Origin of the sequence: Jiangella alkaliphila (assembly GCF_900105925.1) — a bacterium.
Taxonomy (GTDB): domain Bacteria; phylum Actinomycetota; class Actinomycetes; order Jiangellales; family Jiangellaceae; genus Jiangella; species Jiangella alkaliphila.
This window is the reverse complement of sequence record NZ_LT629791.1, coordinates 131,191-144,928: the sequence shown is the minus strand read 5'-3', so window position 1 is coordinate 144,928 and position 13,738 is coordinate 131,191. Positions and strand designations below refer to the sequence as shown.

The 13,738-nt window shown below is 72.4% G+C and carries 18 protein-coding genes; 11 read left to right on the top strand and 7 right to left on the bottom strand.

Annotated features, from left to right (window positions below; genetic code table 11):
- Nucleotides 1–39 precede the first annotated feature (39 nt).
- Genes mshD through BLV05_RS38370 form a run of 3 tightly spaced genes read right to left on the bottom strand, consistent with a single transcriptional unit; the run spans nucleotide 40 to nucleotide 2,596 of the window.
- Nucleotides 40–1,002, bottom strand: coding sequence for a mycothiol synthase (gene mshD, locus BLV05_RS00730; RefSeq protein WP_046768306.1), 963 nt, complete (start codon nucleotides 1,000–1,002; stop codon nucleotides 40–42).
- Nucleotides 1,003–1,019: 17 nt separating this feature from the next.
- Nucleotides 1,020–1,793 carry an alpha/beta fold hydrolase gene (locus BLV05_RS00725; RefSeq protein ID WP_046768305.1) on the bottom strand — a complete coding sequence of 258 codons (774 nt, stop codon included), beginning with the start codon at nucleotides 1,791–1,793 and terminating at the stop codon, nucleotides 1,020–1,022.
- 17 nt (nucleotides 1,794–1,810) lie between these two features.
- Nucleotides 1,811–2,596 carry a response regulator transcription factor gene (locus tag BLV05_RS38370; protein WP_082155154.1) on the bottom strand — a complete coding sequence of 262 codons (786 nt, stop codon included), beginning with the start codon at nucleotides 2,594–2,596 and terminating at the stop codon, nucleotides 1,811–1,813.
- A gap of 116 nt (nucleotides 2,597–2,712) precedes the next feature.
- Between BLV05_RS38370 and BLV05_RS00715 the strand changes: the two genes are divergently transcribed.
- Both BLV05_RS00715 and BLV05_RS00710 read left to right on the top strand, forming a co-directional pair.
- The gene (locus BLV05_RS00715; protein ID WP_197683484.1) at nucleotides 2,713–3,528 is read left to right on the top strand and encodes an alpha/beta hydrolase; all 816 of its coding nucleotides are present in this window, start codon (nucleotides 2,713–2,715) and stop codon (nucleotides 3,526–3,528) included.
- A 60-nt stretch (nucleotides 3,529–3,588) separates the two neighbouring features.
- A complete protein-coding gene (locus BLV05_RS00710) occupies nucleotides 3,589–3,900 on the top strand; it encodes a MoaD/ThiS family protein (RefSeq protein ID WP_046768304.1) in 312 nt (103 codons plus the stop codon).
- On the opposite strand, the gene BLV05_RS00705 is transcribed toward BLV05_RS00710, so the two are convergent.
- On the bottom strand, nucleotides 3,864–5,288 hold the full coding sequence (locus BLV05_RS00705; protein WP_046768303.1) for a TolB-like translocation protein: 1,425 nt from the start codon (nucleotides 5,286–5,288) through the stop codon (nucleotides 3,864–3,866). The two genes, BLV05_RS00710 and BLV05_RS00705, sit on opposite strands and share 37 nt — an antisense overlap.
- Before the next feature lie 192 nt (nucleotides 5,289–5,480).
- On the opposite strand from BLV05_RS00705, the gene BLV05_RS37450 reads away from it, so the two are divergent.
- The 5 genes from BLV05_RS37450 (at nucleotide 5,481) to BLV05_RS00680 (ending at nucleotide 8,619) form a co-directional block, all read left to right on the top strand.
- Complete coding sequence (locus tag BLV05_RS37450) at nucleotides 5,481–6,335, top strand: hypothetical protein (RefSeq protein WP_152690704.1); 855 nt, start codon at nucleotides 5,481–5,483, stop codon at nucleotides 6,333–6,335.
- 53 nt (nucleotides 6,336–6,388) lie between these two features.
- The gene (locus BLV05_RS37445) at nucleotides 6,389–6,790 is read left to right on the top strand and encodes a thioredoxin family protein (RefSeq protein ID WP_046768301.1); all 402 of its coding nucleotides are present in this window, start codon (nucleotides 6,389–6,391) and stop codon (nucleotides 6,788–6,790) included.
- A 238-nt stretch (nucleotides 6,791–7,028) separates the two neighbouring features.
- Nucleotides 7,029–7,472: a DUF4395 domain-containing protein gene (locus BLV05_RS00690; protein WP_046768300.1), complete on the top strand. Its 444-nt coding sequence runs from the start codon at nucleotides 7,029–7,031 to the stop codon at nucleotides 7,470–7,472.
- On the top strand, nucleotides 7,469–8,317 hold the full coding sequence (locus tag BLV05_RS00685; RefSeq protein WP_046768299.1) for a sulfurtransferase: 849 nt from the start codon (nucleotides 7,469–7,471) through the stop codon (nucleotides 8,315–8,317). The genes BLV05_RS00690 and BLV05_RS00685 overlap by 4 nt, the downstream gene beginning before the upstream one ends.
- A gap of 5 nt (nucleotides 8,318–8,322) precedes the next feature.
- Complete coding sequence (locus BLV05_RS00680) at nucleotides 8,323–8,619, top strand: DUF1416 domain-containing protein (RefSeq protein WP_046768298.1); 297 nt, start codon at nucleotides 8,323–8,325, stop codon at nucleotides 8,617–8,619.
- A 499-nt stretch (nucleotides 8,620–9,118) separates the two neighbouring features.
- On the opposite strand, the gene BLV05_RS00675 is transcribed toward BLV05_RS00680, so the two are convergent.
- Nucleotides 9,119–9,481: a DsrE family protein gene (locus BLV05_RS00675; RefSeq protein ID WP_046768297.1), complete on the bottom strand. Its 363-nt coding sequence runs from the start codon at nucleotides 9,479–9,481 to the stop codon at nucleotides 9,119–9,121.
- A gap of 43 nt (nucleotides 9,482–9,524) precedes the next feature.
- Between BLV05_RS00675 and BLV05_RS00670 the strand changes: the two genes are divergently transcribed.
- The 3 genes from BLV05_RS00670 (at nucleotide 9,525) to ygfZ (ending at nucleotide 11,583) form a co-directional block, all read left to right on the top strand.
- Nucleotides 9,525–9,953, top strand: a complete 429-nt coding sequence (locus BLV05_RS00670) for a YybH family protein (RefSeq protein ID WP_046768296.1) — start codon at nucleotides 9,525–9,527, stop codon at nucleotides 9,951–9,953.
- 107 nt (nucleotides 9,954–10,060) lie between these two features.
- The gene (locus tag BLV05_RS00665; protein ID WP_046768295.1) at nucleotides 10,061–10,579 is read left to right on the top strand and encodes an FABP family protein; all 519 of its coding nucleotides are present in this window, start codon (nucleotides 10,061–10,063) and stop codon (nucleotides 10,577–10,579) included.
- Nucleotides 10,580–10,608: 29 nt separating this feature from the next.
- Nucleotides 10,609–11,583, top strand: coding sequence for a CAF17-like 4Fe-4S cluster assembly/insertion protein YgfZ (gene ygfZ, locus BLV05_RS00660; RefSeq protein ID WP_046768294.1), 975 nt, complete (start codon nucleotides 10,609–10,611; stop codon nucleotides 11,581–11,583).
- Here ygfZ and BLV05_RS00655 read toward each other — a convergent pair.
- Together BLV05_RS00655 and dtd are read right to left on the bottom strand one after the other, a co-directional pair.
- The gene (locus BLV05_RS00655; RefSeq protein ID WP_046768293.1) at nucleotides 11,571–12,419 is read right to left on the bottom strand and encodes an NAD-dependent epimerase/dehydratase family protein; all 849 of its coding nucleotides are present in this window, start codon (nucleotides 12,417–12,419) and stop codon (nucleotides 11,571–11,573) included. The two genes, ygfZ and BLV05_RS00655, sit on opposite strands and share 13 nt — an antisense overlap.
- Nucleotides 12,420–12,429: 10 nt before the next feature.
- The gene (dtd, locus tag BLV05_RS00650) at nucleotides 12,430–12,861 is read right to left on the bottom strand and encodes a D-aminoacyl-tRNA deacylase (RefSeq protein WP_046768292.1); all 432 of its coding nucleotides are present in this window, start codon (nucleotides 12,859–12,861) and stop codon (nucleotides 12,430–12,432) included.
- 87 nt (nucleotides 12,862–12,948) lie between these two features.
- Here dtd and BLV05_RS00645 point away from each other — a divergent pair, with 87 nt between their 5' ends.
- Nucleotides 12,949–13,704, top strand: a complete 756-nt coding sequence (locus BLV05_RS00645; RefSeq protein ID WP_046768291.1) for an SDR family NAD(P)-dependent oxidoreductase — start codon at nucleotides 12,949–12,951, stop codon at nucleotides 13,702–13,704.
- Nucleotides 13,705–13,738: the final 34 nt, after the last annotated feature.

Here is a 13,738-nt window from a genome sequence, read left to right as displayed (position 1 = left end):
CCCAGAACCTGGATGATCACGAGCTGGACGCAGACGCGGTCAGTCGCGGCGGTAGGCGACATCCACGGCGTGGCGGGTGAAGCCCTCGCGTTCGTACAGGCGGACCGCGGCGGTGTTGTCGCCCTCGACGTACAGGGTGACGGTCCGGACGCCGGCGACGTCGGCCAGGTATCGCAGCCCGGCGGTGGTCAATGCGCCGCCGAGCCCGCGTCCGTGCGCCGCGGGCGCGACACCGAGCACGTACACCTCGCCGAGCGGCTCGTCCGCCGAGCCGCCAGGACCATTCGACTCGCGTCCTCGACTGGAAAGCGTGTCTCGGCCGGGGTTCGGGTCGTGCGGGTGCACCTTGGTCCAGTGGAACCCGAGCACTCGGTCGTCGGCGTCGACGGCGAGCAGGAAGCCGGCCGGGTCGAAGTCGGGCGCCGCTTCCGCGGACCGGATGTCGTCGAGGGTCTGGCCGCCCTGCTCGGGGTGCCAGGAGAACGCGGCGTTGTTGACCTCGAGCCATGCCGCCTCGTCGCGGCCGGGCTGGAACGGCCGCAGCCGGACGCCGTCGGGCAGCCGCGGCTCGGGCAGCGCCCCGGGAGCGATCCGGCGGCGCAACTGGAGCAGCTCGCGAGCCCGCACCAGCCCGTGCCGCCGGGCCAGTGCCGCGGCCGCCGGATGATCGCCGTGCGACCACAGCCACAGCTCGCCGGGTGCGGCGGCCAGCAGCTCCGCCAGTAGCGCGCCGCCCAGCCCGCGCCGACGCCGGGCGGGGTCCACGACCAGCTCGGCGGCCAGCCGGTCGCCCTGCCGGGCCGCGTACGCAGCACCCGTCAACGCACCGCCACCGGAGCCTGAGTCGGCGTCGGCGTGGACGGTGAGCGCGACCGTCGTCTCGCCGGAGCGTGCGGCGGGGAACAGGTCGTCGGAGAAGGGGGCGACGCCGTCGGAGGCGCGGGCGCGGTCGGCCAGCGCCGTGACCTCGGCGATCTCGGCCGGGGTGAAGGTGGCGGCCATGTCAGCCGGCGACCAGGTCAGCCGGCGACCGGGGCGCGGCGGACCGGCGCGACCGTGGGCACCGGGTCCTTCGTGAGGAAGTCCAGTACCAGTGCGTTGACGAGCTCGGGCTTCTCCTGCGTCAGGAAGTGCGACGTGCCCGGCACGACCGCCAGCTCGGCGTTGGGCATCGCGCCGTACATCTGGACCAGGTGCGGCAGCGTGACGATGTCGTCGTCGGCGAGCATGAGCAGGGTGCGGTGCGGGACCTTCGCCACCTCGCCGACCGGCAGGTGCGGCTCGCGCTGCGCCAGCTCGCCCACCTTGGTGGCGACGACACGGAAGTGCTCGGCGCCGTCGGGGGAGATCTCGGCGTAGGCCGGGCCGAGGAACTGCTCGAGCAGGTCGACGTCCCAGGGGGCGTCGGGGACGGCTTCGCCCTCTTTGCTGAACCCGCCGCTGATCAGCACCAGCCGGTTAACCAGGTCGGGCCGCTGCAGCGCGACCTGCAGCCACACGAACGCGCCCATGCTGTGCCCGAGCACGTCGGCCGGGCCGTCGACGACCTGCTCGAGGAACGTGATCATGTCGTCGGTGAAGGCCTGGAACGTCAGCGGGCCGTCGACGTCGGCGGTGTGGCCGTGGCCACGCAGGTCGGGCGTGTAGACGGTGAACCGCTCGGCCAGCGCGTCGAGGTTGGGCTCGAACCAGCGCGCGTCGACCAGGCCGCCGTGCAGCAGCACGAGGGGAGCGCCGTCACCCCGCCGGTCGTACCAGGTGCGGGCGGGTCCTACGGTCACATAGTCGGCCATCCGCCGACCCTATCGGCTCAGTCGGACAGCGTGATGCTCATGCCGTCGCGGTCGACGACCCGGGTGGGGACGTCGGCGGGGACGTCGGCCTCAGGAAACGGAACGCTGGCCGCCGGGCGCCCCGAGCGGCCCTGCTGAGGAGGGACGAACCGATAGCCGACGTTGCGGACCGTGCCGATCAGCGACTCGTGGTCGGCGCCGAGCTTGGCCCGCAGCCGCCGCACATGGACGTCGACCGTGCGGGTACCACCGAAGTAGTCGTAACCCCAGACCTCTTGAAGGAGCTGAGCGCGGGTGAACACCCGGCCCGGATGCTGCGCGAGGAACTTGAGCAGCTCGAACTCCTTGTACGTGAGGTCGAGCGTGCGCCGGGCCACCTTCGCGGTGTACGTGGCCTCGTCGATGACGAGGTCGCCAGAGCGGATCTCGTCGGGCGCGTCGTCGCCGGCCGCGGCCAGCCGGCCCTGCGCGAGCCGCAGCCGCGCCTCGACCTCGGCCGGGCCGGCGGAGTCGAGCAGGACGTCGTCGATGCCCCACTCGGCGGTGACGGCGGCCAGCCCGCCCTCGGTGACGATCGCCATCAGCGGGACGTCGATTCCGGTGGTGCGGATGAGCCGGGTGAGGCCGCGAGCCTGGGAGAGGTCGCGGCGCGCGTCGACCGCCACGACGTCGCCGGTGGGCGCGTCGACCAGCGCGGACGCCTCAGCCGGGAGCACCCGGACGTCGTGCAGCAGGAACCCGAGGGCTGGCAGCACCTCCGCCGAGGGCTGCAGCGAGTTGGTCAGCAGGACGATGGTTGCCATGTCGCGACCTCCAGTCGGCCGGGATCCCGCGGGTCCCGCGAACGCAGAAGGGACCTGCCGGCATCATCGCCCAGGTCCCTTGGTGAGAGAGAATAGCTGATATGCCGGACCTCGACATGTCTGGGGCAGACACAGAACCCCGACCGGACGCTTCGCCGAAACGTTCCGGACACTCGCGCCGCCTGCAGGCGGCCGACGGGACGCTGCTGCATGCCCGCTACTTCCCGCGCCGCGACGGCGGCAGCGGCGACCTCGCGGTCGTCGTCGCGCACGGCTTCACCCAGAGCTCGCGCAGCCCGCAGATGAAGCGCATCTGCGGCTGGCTGAGCGAACACACGTCGGTCGTCCTGCTCGACCTGCGCGGGCACGGCCGGTCCCACGGCCACTCGACGCTGGGCTGGCGCGAGGTGCTCGACATGGACGCCGCGGTGAGCTGGGCGCGCGCCCTCGGCTACCGGCGGGTCGCGACGCTCGGGTTCTCGCTGGGCTCCGCGGTCGCGGTCCGGCACGGCGCGCTGCACCGCGGCGTCGGCGCGGTGGCCGCCGTCAGCGTCCCGGGCGAGTGGCACTACCGCGGCACGGCCGCTATGCGGACGCTGCTCAAGCTGATCCTCACCAAGCCGGGCCGCATGCTGCTGCGGCTGCTGCGCCGCACCCGGGTCTCGCCGTCCGGCTGGTCGACGCCCGACCCGATCGACGCGCGGGCGGCGGCGGCCGAGCTGGACGTCCCGCTGCTGGTGGTGCACGGCGACAAGGACGACTACTTCCCGGTGCACCACGCCTGGCAGGTGCACGCCGCCGCGCCTGAGGCGACGCTCTGGCTGGAGCGCGGTTTCGGGCACGCCGAGGCCGGCGCCACCGAAGGACTGGTGACGCGCATCGGCGCCTGGCTCGACGAGCACACTCTCGCGGTCGAGCCCGTGCGGGCATGATGTCCTGATGGCGAAGGTGACGCTGCGGTCCCCTGAAAATGGCGCCGCGATGAGGTTCTCATGGCGAAGGTGACGCTGAGGTACTGGGCCGCCATCCGCGCGGCGGCGGGCATCCCCGCGGAGGTCGTCGACGCCGGCACGCTCGCCGAAGCACTGGCGGAGGCCCGCTCGGCGCACCGCGACAGCCCCCGCTTCGCCGCCGTCCTGGACATCTGCGCCGTCGTCGTCGACGGCACCCCCGCTGGGTCGCGCGACCCCGCCACCGTCGTCCTGCGCGAGGGCGCGGCGATCGAGCTGCTCCCGCCGTTCGCCGGCGGGAGCAGCCCGCTGCCGTTCTATTCCGCGGCCGTGCGGCGGCCGCCGACCAGGTAGTACGTCTCGCCCACCGCGCCCTCCAGGACCGCTATTCCGTAGTCGCCGTCGACGGCGTCGAAGGGCTGCCGCGGCGCCTCGATCGCCGCCGCCTCGCCGCTGGCCAGGTCGATCGTCAGCGACCCGTTCTCGGTCGAGCCGAAGAACGTCTGGTCGTCGATCGCCGTGCCGTAGACGTCGAAGTCGGTCGGCACGCGCGTGACCGCTCCGGACTCGATGTCGATGACCAGCGCCAGCGTCGACCACGAGGCGAACAGGTGGCGCCCGTCAGGCGACAGCAGTGCGGTGGGGTCGGCCATGATGTCGGTCACGACGACGGTCGGCTCGGCGCCTTCGAGGTCGGCCGGGGCCGGCGTGGCGGGCGCGTGCGTGGCGGCGTCGAGCCAGCTCAGCTCGAACGCCGTGTAGTTTTCGTCGGTCGGGGTGATGGTGAGCAGATACGACCCGACGATGATGGCGAACTGGCTGGGGCCCTCGCCGAACAGGCTGTCCTCCTCGTTGGGGGTCGACGTCACCGCGTTCCATGCCTCGGCGCCGTCGGCGGTGCGGGCCAGCCAGCCGACGTAGGTCTCGCCGTCCGACGGGCCGTCGGGCAGCCAGGCGACGCCGCGGACGTAGGAGAGCAGCAGGTCGCCGGACGCCCCGGTGAAGGTCTCCTCCAGGTCGTAGTCGCCCACGAGCATCGGCTCCGGGTCGCGGTTCACCGTGGTGAACTCGCTGGCGTCCGGCGCGAGGAACTGGTCACCGGCCAGAACACCCTGGTCGGTCCAGTAGACGTCCGTCGCCGCGACCTCGGACTGAGGCGCGGTGATGTGCACCTCGGCCTCGAAGCCGGGATCCGCGCTGCCGGCGTCGCCGCCCTCGTCGCCACCCGCGTCGGCCGGCCAGGCCAGGTAGCCCCAGGCCGCCGACGCCTCGGTCAGCGCGTCGCCGGAGTCGTTCTCGGTGACCACGACGGCGACGCCGGGCGCGCCGTCGACCTCGGTGGCCCGCAGCGCCGACACCTCGCCGGGCAGCACCTCGGACTTCCACAGCCGCTCACCGGTCTCGGCGTCGAGCGCGATGATGTGGCGATCCGTCGTGGGGTCGGAGGCGTCGGGCTCGAGGGCGAACACGGTGCCGTCGATCAGCGCCGGGCGCTCCAGGTCGGGGTGGGACCAGCACGCGTCCGGGTCCAGGCCCTCGGGCAGCCGCTCGCCGAGCTCCGGCGGGCAGCTGAACTCCGGCGTGGTCTCCTCCGGGGTGGACGGTTCGTCCGTCGGCGCCTCGCTCGCAGCCTCGGTGCTGGTCTCCTCAGCCGACGGATCCGAGTCGTCGCCGCACGCCGTCAGGGCGACCGCGGCGACGGCCAGCAGCGCCGCGAGGCGGCGGCCGCGTGTGTTGCTCATATCCAAGGGTCCTCTCTATGACCTGCGCGGTGTGCCCGTTCACGTGGAACGATGTGCCATATACCGTAGGGGACGGGGCCGCGTCCAGTGGGCGAGACCGAGATCACGCCGTGCCTCGGGGTCGGCCGGACTGTTGTGGAGTTGTTGTCATTTCGGCGTGGGTGGGCGGTCCGCGTCTGCAAGCATTCAAAGGTGCCCTCCGTTCATGCCTCGCTGGCCGTCGCCGCCCTTGCCGGTGTGCTGGCGCTCGCCTCGGCATCGGGGAGCACCCTCCTGGCCGGTGGCCTCGCCCTGGTCATCGTGATCTTCACGCTCGGCGGCGTGGCCGCGGCGCGGGCCGGTGCGGCGCGCTGGTCGGCCGGAATCGCGCTGATGGCCGGGCTGGGCGCGCTCGGGTGGACGTGGTCCGAGGGCAGCTCCGACCTCACGCCCATGGCGGCGCTGCTGGGCCCGACGCTGGTGGCGTCCATCGTGGTCCAGTTGCTGCGGCGCGACGGCCGGGCCGGGCTGACGACGTCGCTGGCCCTGTCGGTCACCGCGTGCGTACTGGCGGTGCTGCCGGTCGCGTTGCTGGCGCTGCGCGAGTCCCACGACGGCGAGTACCCGGTCGGCCTGGCGCTGCTGGGCGTCGGCGCGGTCGGGCTGGCCGAGTCGCTGCCGATGTCGCGGGCGGTCGGCCGGCTCGTCGGCGTGCTGCTGGCCGCGCTGGGCGCCGGTGCGCTGGTGCTCACCACCGACTGGGTGAGCGAGGCCGTGCCCGCCGTCAGCGCCGTCGTCGTCGCCACGTTCGCCGGCCTGCTGGCGGCCGTCGCGTTCGCCGCCGTCGACCGGCTGGCCGACGAGTTCACGCCGCAGCCCGCACCGGTCGCGGTGCGCGTGGGCGGCGACCCTGCGGCCGGCCCGGGGGCCGAGGCCGGCCCAGGTGCCGGCGCCGAGCCCGCGCCGCTGCCGCGCGGCGCCAGTGCGTTCCTGCCGCTGCGGGTCAGCCTGCCGTTCGTCGCGGCCGCGCCGGTCGCCTACGTGCTGGGCCGCATCTTCGTCAGCTGAATCAGTCCGTTCCGGTGGGAATCGACCGGCGTGGCGGGCGCGTTGTCCCCGGTGTGACAGGACTGGTGGTCGTCGTCGCCGTGCTCGCGGCCGCCACGGCGTTCGGGCTGTGGCGGCGGGCCCGCGACGGCCGGGTGACGGAGGCGAGGGTGGACGACCTGCTGGGCCCCGACGAACTGGGCGCGGCGCTGGGCGAACGGGCCACGCTGGTGCAGTTCTCGACGGCGTTCTGCCAGCCGTGCCGGGCGGCCCGGGCGACGCTGAGGCACGTCGCCGCCGACACCGACGGTGTCGTCCACGTCGAGATCGACGCCGAGCACCACCTCGACCTCGTCCGCCGGCTGAACATCCTGCGCACACCCACCACACTGGTGCTCGACGGCAGCGGCCGGATCGTCCGCCGGGCCACCGGCGCGCCGCGGCTGGCCGACGTCCGTGCGGCGCTTCCTGTCTGATTTGGCCGGATCCCGAGACGGCAGATCTCGTTATTTGATACGACCGGTGACGACGGTGTTTCGTGGCCGTACGCTCGTGCCCATGTTCCGCACAGAGCTCTGGAAGCGCCGCGCCATCGACTTCGGTCGCGCCGCGTCCATGCTCTGTCTGCCCTGACGGGGAACGGTCCCGCCCGCGCGTTCGCTCGGCCGCGCCGTTCCTGACGACTCATCCCGTCTCGTCCACGTCAGGAGGACCATGCCGACTCGCATCGACCCCAGGGGTCCCCGGTTCGCGGCCGCGCTCACCACCGTCGTGCTCGCGGTCGTCCTGGTCACCGGCAGCGCCTGGCTGCTGGCCGTCCAGGGCCTGGTGTTCGCGGCCGGAGCGCTGCTCGGGCTGCCGCGGGCGCCGTACGGGCTGCTGTACGCGAAGCTCGTCCGGCCCCGGCTCGGTCCGCCCGGCGAGCTCGAAGACGCCGCGCCGCCGCGGTTCGCCCAGGCCGTCGGGCTGGTGTTCGCCGTCGCCGGCGTCATCGCCTTCGCCACCGGGCTGACCGTCGTCGCGTACGTCGCCGTCGCGGCCGCGCTGGCCGCGGCGTTCCTCAACGCCGCCTTCGGCTTCTGCCTGGGCTGCGAGATCTACCTCGCCTACCGGCGTCTGTTCCCATCCCAACCCAACACCACGGAGGTCGCGTCATGAGCCGCGAGTCCAGCCTCGTCTCGGCCGACTGGGTCGAGCAGAACCTCGACAACCCGAAGGTGGTGCTCGTCGAGGTCGACGAGGACACCGCCGCCTACGACAAGAACCACATCCGCGGTGCGGTGAAGGTCAACTGGTCGACCGACCTGCGCGACCCGGTCCGCCGTGACTTCGTGACCAAGGAGCAGTTCGAGGCGCTGCTCAGTGGCCTCGGCATCGCCAACGACGACACCGTCGTGCTGTACGGCGGCAACAACAACTGGTTCGCCGCATACGCATATTGGTACTTCAAGGTCTATGGGCACAACGACGTCCGCCTGCTCGACGGCGGCCGGAAGATCTGGGAGCTGGAGAGCCGCGAGCTCGTCGACGCCGTCCCGTCCCGCCAGGGCACGACGTACACGGCGCAGGCCCCGGACAACACGATCCGCGCCTTCCGCGACGAGGTCGTCGCCGCTATCGGCGCGCAGAACCTGGTCGACGTCCGCTCGCCCGACGAGTACGCCGGCCGGCTGCTCGCCCCGGCCCACCTGCCGCAGGAGGTGTCGCAGGTCCCGGGCCACATCCCGACCGCGGCGAACGTCCCGTGGAGCAAGGCGGCCAACGACGACGGCACCTTCCGCTCCGACGACGAGCTGCGCGCCCTGTACGGCGAGGTCGGCGTCGACTTCGGCAAGGACACCATCGCCTACTGCCGCATCGGCGAGCGCTCGTCGCACACGTGGTTCGTGCTGCGCGAGATCCTCGGCATCCAGAACGTCAAGAACTACGACGGTTCGTGGACCGAGTACGGCTCGCTGGTCGGCGTCCCGGTCGCCCTCGGTGACGAGCCCGGGAAGGTCTGAGCGGCATGTGCGGAGCCACCACTGGCGGAGTGTCGTTGGAAGGGGTCGACGTGACCAAGGAAACCGTCATCCAGGGCGTCGTCCAGCGTGACGACGCGCCGCTCGCGGGCGCCTACGTGCGGCTGCTCGACGCGACCGGCGAGTTCACCGCCGAGGTCCCGACCAGCGCCACCGGCCAGTTCCGGTTCTTCGCCGCGCCCGGCACCTGGACCCTGCGCACGCTGGCGCCGGGTGCCGCGACGGTCGACCGCTCGGTCGTCGCCGACGTCGGCATCACCGACGTCGAGGTCCACGTCGGCTGAGGAATTCAACGGTTGAATGATCACGCGCGAACGGGGCCGGCACTCGCCGGCCCCGTTTCGCTCCCTACGGGTCGCCTGCTACCTCAGCAGCGCGACGACCTGGTGCAGGGCGACACCCAGGACGGAGAACGTTCCCACGAGACCCGGCCAAAGATCCCTCAGGATCTGGCCGATGACCTCGGTGTGTTGACGCAACTGTCGAAGCCTGGCCAACGTGGTGCGTTCGTCCCTGTCAGCGCCACTCACTGGGTTACCTCTCTCTCGAGAGCCACCGGTGAGCCGCTGCTAACAGCCCGCCCGGTAGCCCACTTCGGGGCTACGCCGGGCGGGTGCCCGATGTAGTTAGCCTTTCAGGATGACAGCTGGTCAATCAGCCGTCAACGGCGGTACGCTGATTGTGGCTGGGGAAGGTGCTGCTAACACCGTCGATCCCGGCCAGACCCCGGCGCGCTTTCTCACTCACTGGGTTCCCGCGCCGGGGTTTCTGCTGCTCAGCTCTTCAGTAGACGAGGGCTTGGACGCCGTCGGCCATGATCTCCTCGACGAAGGTCGGGGCGCCGGCGATGCGCACGCCGTCGATGACGTCGTCGGGGCCGATGCCGCGGCGGGCCGCGCACTGGGTGCACAGCGTGACCGTCCCGCCGGCCAGCAGCGCGTCCAGCAGGTCGGGCAGCGGCGCGGCGTGCGGCAGCTCGAACTCGGCGGCCCGGCCGGGCAGCGCGAACCACGCCGACTCGCCGGTCAGCCACAGCGACACCGTCGCGCCCGCCGCGAGCGCCGTCGTCGCGACCGTGAAAGCCTGCGAGCACCGTTCCGGTGCGTCCGATCCGGCGGTGACCTTGACCACGAGACGTCGCTCCATGGACTCAGCCTGACATCCCGGTGGGCCGCGTCGTCGTAGGGGTATGGACACCACCGAGATCAGGGCGCTGCTGGACGACCGCTCCGAGGCCATCACGGCGAGGGACCTCGACCGGCTGCTCGCCTTCTACAGCCAGGACGTCGTCTACTTCGACCTCGTACCGCCGCTTTACTACGCCGGGATCGACGCGCTGCGGAAGCGGTTCGCCGACTGGTTCACCCGCTGGTCGAGCCCGATCGGGCAGGACGTCCGCGACGTGCACGTCGCGGCGGGCGGCGACGTCGCGGCGGCGCACATGCTGATCCGGACCAGCGGCACGCTGACGACCGGGACCGAGGTCGGCTACTGGGTCCGCGCGACCGACACCCTGCGCCGGGAGTCCGGCGCCTGGCTGATCGCCCACGAACACGTCTCGCTGCCGGTCGAGTTCCCGGCCGGAACCGCGGCAATGGACCTGCTGCCGCCGGGCTAGACTCGGCGCGTGCTTGAACTCGTCTTCACCAGCATTCTCGTCCTGGTCACGATCGCCGCCGGGCTCATGGGCGTGCTCGTGGTCTACAAGCTGTTCAAGGGTCAGGCTTGATCGAGATCCCGGACGACCTCCACCCGGCCTGCCTGCCGATCGCCTGGCTGCTGGGCCGCTGGGAGGGCGCCGGCCTCGGCGACTACCCGACGATCGAGGCGTTCCGGTTCGGCCAGGAGGTCGAGTTCAGCTACGTGCCGGACAAGCCGTTCCTGTCGTACCGCAGTCGCAGCTGGATCCTCGACGAGGACGGCAACCTGGTGAAGCCGGCGGCGCGCGAGACCGGGTACTGGCGGCCGCAGCAGGACGACGAGATCGAGGTGCTGCTCACGCACCCGACCGGGTTCGTCGAGATCTACATCGGGCAGACGGAGCCGGCCCGCGTCGAGCTGGCCACGCGCGGCGTCCTGAAGACCGAGACCGCCAAGGACTACCGCACCGGTCACCGGCTGTACGGGCTGGTCGACGGCGCGCTCATGTACGTCTACGAGATGTCGGCCATGGGCCACGAGCTGCAGCCGCACCTGTCCGCCGAGCTCAAGCGGGTCACCGGCGCCACCGAGGCGAGGGACTAGTTCGCCCGTTCGCGGTGTTGGATGGGGGTATGGACGTCTACCGCAGCCCGCTGCTGGACCGGCCGGGGGCCGTCGAGGCCACCGAGCCCGACGAGGGCGTCGCCGCGCACTACGGCGACCCGTTCCGCGAGCAGCGCCGCCTCGTCGCCGGCGAGGGCGCGGTCGACCTCTCCCACCGTGGCGTCCTGCGGGTCAGCGGCCCTGAGCGGCTCACCTGGCTGCACCAGATGCTCACCCAGCACGTCGAGCACCTCGAGCCGCACCGGGCCACGTCCGCTCTGTTCCTCGACGCGAACGGCCGGGTCGAGCACGCGCTGTACGGCGTCGACGACGGCGAGGCGTTCTGGTTCCACCTGGAGCGGTCGTCGGCCGAACCGCTGCGCGACTTCCTGGAGAAGATGAAGTTCTGGTCCCAGGTCGAGATCACCGACGTGACGGACGAGTACGCCGTCGTGTGGGAGCCGGCGACGGAGCCGGCGGCCGCGCACCTGAGCCGGGTCACCGTGCGCGGCCGCGACGTGTTCGTCCCGCGCGCCGAGCTGGCCGCGTACGTCACCGAGCCGGCCGGCGTCTGGGCCCACGAGGCGCTGCGCATCGAGGCGCGCGAGCCCCGCCAGGGCCTCGACACCGACGACCGCACCATCCCGCACGAGGTCGGCTGGATCGGCACTGCCGTCCACATGGACAAGGGCTGCTACCGCGGCCAGGAGACCGTCGCCCGGGTGCACACGCTCGGCCGGCCGCCGCGGCGGCTGGTGCTGCTGCACCTCGACGGCTCCGTCGACACGCTGCCCGAGCACGGCGCCCCCGTCGAGCTGGACGGCCGCACCGTCGGCACCGTCGGCTCGGCCGCCCGCCACCACGAGCTGGGCCCCGTCGCGCTCGCCGTCGTCAAGCGGAACACCCCGGTCGACGCCCAACTGCTGGCCGGCGGGGTCGCCGCGGCGCAGGAGGTCGTCGTCGACCCCGAGGCCGGCCTGCACGTACGGGCTCAACTGCGCTGACGCCAGCTGTACTGGGGCTCGTAGCCGAGCACGCGGCGGGCCTTGTCGATCGCCAGCAGCGTGTCGTGCTCGCCGACGTCGCGCCGCCGTTGGACGCCCGGGTAGACCTCGTCGAGCAGCTCGCCGTTCGGCCGCTCCATGACGGTGTCGGCGTTGGCGATGACGAACACGTCGGCGCCGGTCAGCGGCGCCTCCAGCGCCAGCCTGATCGCCTGCGCCGCGTCGCGGGCGTCGATGTAGCCCCACAGGTTCCACTTGCGCTTCAGCGCGTCGTCCTGGAAGGACGGGAACCGCGCGTAGTCCTCGGGGTCCATGACGTTCGACAGCCGCAGCCCGATGATCTTGCGCTCAGGGTCCCACCGGCAGAACTGCTCGGCCATCGTCTCGCCGACCAGCTTCGACAGCGAGTACGCCGACTCCGGCCGGCCCGGGTACTCCTCGTCGACCGGCACGTACGGCGGCGGGGTGTCGAACGGCAGCCCGAGCACCGTCTCGCTGGACGCCCACACGACGTTCTTGATGTCCAGCTGCCGGGCCGCTTCGAACACGTTGTAGGTGCTCAGCGTGTTGACGGAGAACGTGACGGGGTTCGGCGCCAGCCCGGGCGCGCGGATCGCGGCCAGGTGCACGATGCCCGTCACGCCGCCGATGCGGTCGTCGATGCCCGCGAACGCCGCCACCGTCTGCCCGTAGTCGGTGAGGTCGACGCGGCTGTGCCGGACCGACGGGTCGGCCGGCGGCGCGAGGTCCACCGAGGCGACGTCGTAGCCGTGTGCCGCCAGGTCGGCGACGCAGGCCCGGCCGGCTTGGCCGCTGCCACCGGTCACGATGATCATGGGGTGCCCTTCAGGTCTCGAGGATGAGTGTCACCGGGCCGTCGTTGACCAGGCTGACCTGCATGTCCGCGCCGAAGACGCCGGTCTCGACGGGCGCGCCGAGCTCGCGCAGCGCGGCGACGAACTCGTCGACGAGCGGCTCGGACACCGGTCCCGGCGCCGCCGCGCCCCACGACGGGCGGCGGCCCTTCGCGGTGTCGGCATAGAGCGTGAACTGGCTGACGACGAGGATCGGCGCGCCGGCGTCGGACGCGGACCGCTCGTCGGCGAGGATGCGCAGGCCCCACACCTTGTGGGCCAGCTTGGCGGCGCTGTCCGGGCTGTCGTCGTGGGTCACGCCGACGAGCACCAGCAGCCCCTGCCCGTCCGGTTCGATGGCGCCGACGACCTCGCCGCCGACCGAGACCGACGCCGACGTCACCCGCTGCACGACCGCTCGCATGTCCGCATCGTCGCACGCGCGTCCAGGCGCCGACGCGGCGGCCGATAGCCGCCAGCATCGCGGTCCCCGCGAGCGGACGATGGAGACATGAACACGCAGACGAGAACCGGGCTCGACGGCAGGGCGGCCATGGTCATCGGCGGTAGCAGGGGCATCGGCGCGGCGGTGGTCCGCCGGCTGGCCGAGGACGGTGCCGACGTCGCCTTCACCTATCTCGCGGACACCGCGGCCGCCGACAAGGTGGTCGCCGCGGTCGAGGAGGCCGGACGGCGCGCGCTCGCCCTGCGGGTCGACAGCGCCGACGCGGCCGCGCTGAGGGCCGCCGTCGACACCGTCGCCGACCGGTTCGGCCGGCTCGACATCCTGGTCAACAACGCCGCGCGCTACCCCGTCGGGCCGATCGAGGAGCTCGGCCTGGACGAGTTCGACCGCACCATCGCGGTGAACGTCCGGGCGCCGTTCGTCGCATCGACGGCAGCGGCCCGGCACATGACCGGCGGCGGCAGCATCGTGACCATCGGCAGCCTGGTCGCCGAGCGCACCGTCTTCCCCGGCTACGGGCTGTACTCGATGAGCAAGACCGCCCTGACCGGTCTGACGAAGGGCCTGGCGCGCGATCTCGGCAGCCGGGGGATCCGGGCCAACATCGTGCACCCCGGCCCCACCGACACCGACCTCAGTCCGGCCGACGGGCCGTACTCCGACGTCGTCCGGTCGCACACGGCGCTCGGCCGGTACGCCGACCCGGCCGAGATCGCCGCCACCGTCGCACATCTCGCCGGCGACGACAGCCGCTACATCACCGGCACGTCGGTGCTGGTGGACGGTGGTTTCACCATCTGACTGCCGGGGCGGCGCGCGGCTCGTGACAGGATCG

Bases quoted from the DNA above. Each gene is read 5' to 3' on its own strand.
- BLV05_RS00725 (WP_046768305.1), bottom strand. From the start codon at position 1,793: ATGGCCGACTATGTGACCGTAGGACCCGCCCGCACCTGGTACGACCGG.
- BLV05_RS00705 (WP_046768303.1), bottom strand. From the start codon at position 5,288: ATGAGCAACACACGCGGCCGCCGCCTCGCGGCGCTGCTGGCCGTCGCC.
- dtd (WP_046768292.1), bottom strand. From the start codon at position 12,861: ATGCGAGCGGTCGTGCAGCGGGTGACGTCGGCGTCGGTCTCGGTCGGC.
- BLV05_RS00715 (WP_197683484.1), top strand. From the start codon at position 2,713: ATGTCTGGGGCAGACACAGAACCCCGACCGGACGCTTCGCCGAAACGT.
- BLV05_RS00670 (WP_046768296.1), top strand. From the start codon at position 9,525: ATGGACACCACCGAGATCAGGGCGCTGCTGGACGACCGCTCCGAGGCC.
- BLV05_RS38370 (WP_082155154.1), bottom strand. From the start codon at position 2,596: ATGGCAACCATCGTCCTGCTGACCAACTCGCTGCAGCCCTCGGCGGAG.
- BLV05_RS00680 (WP_046768298.1), top strand. From the start codon at position 8,323: ATGTGCGGAGCCACCACTGGCGGAGTGTCGTTGGAAGGGGTCGACGTG.
- mshD (WP_046768306.1), bottom strand. From the start codon at position 1,002: ATGGCCGCCACCTTCACCCCGGCCGAGATCGCCGAGGTCACGGCGCTG.
- BLV05_RS00690 (WP_046768300.1), top strand. From the start codon at position 7,029: ATGCCGACTCGCATCGACCCCAGGGGTCCCCGGTTCGCGGCCGCGCTC.
- BLV05_RS00655 (WP_046768293.1), bottom strand. From the start codon at position 12,419: ATGATCATCGTGACCGGTGGCAGCGGCCAAGCCGGCCGGGCCTGCGTC.
- ygfZ (WP_046768294.1), top strand. From the start codon at position 10,609: ATGGACGTCTACCGCAGCCCGCTGCTGGACCGGCCGGGGGCCGTCGAG.
- BLV05_RS00645 (WP_046768291.1), top strand. From the start codon at position 12,949: ATGAACACGCAGACGAGAACCGGGCTCGACGGCAGGGCGGCCATGGTC.
- BLV05_RS00710 (WP_046768304.1), top strand. From the start codon at position 3,589: ATGGCGAAGGTGACGCTGAGGTACTGGGCCGCCATCCGCGCGGCGGCG.
- BLV05_RS00685 (WP_046768299.1), top strand. From the start codon at position 7,469: ATGAGCCGCGAGTCCAGCCTCGTCTCGGCCGACTGGGTCGAGCAGAAC.
- BLV05_RS00675 (WP_046768297.1), bottom strand. From the start codon at position 9,481: ATGGAGCGACGTCTCGTGGTCAAGGTCACCGCCGGATCGGACGCACCG.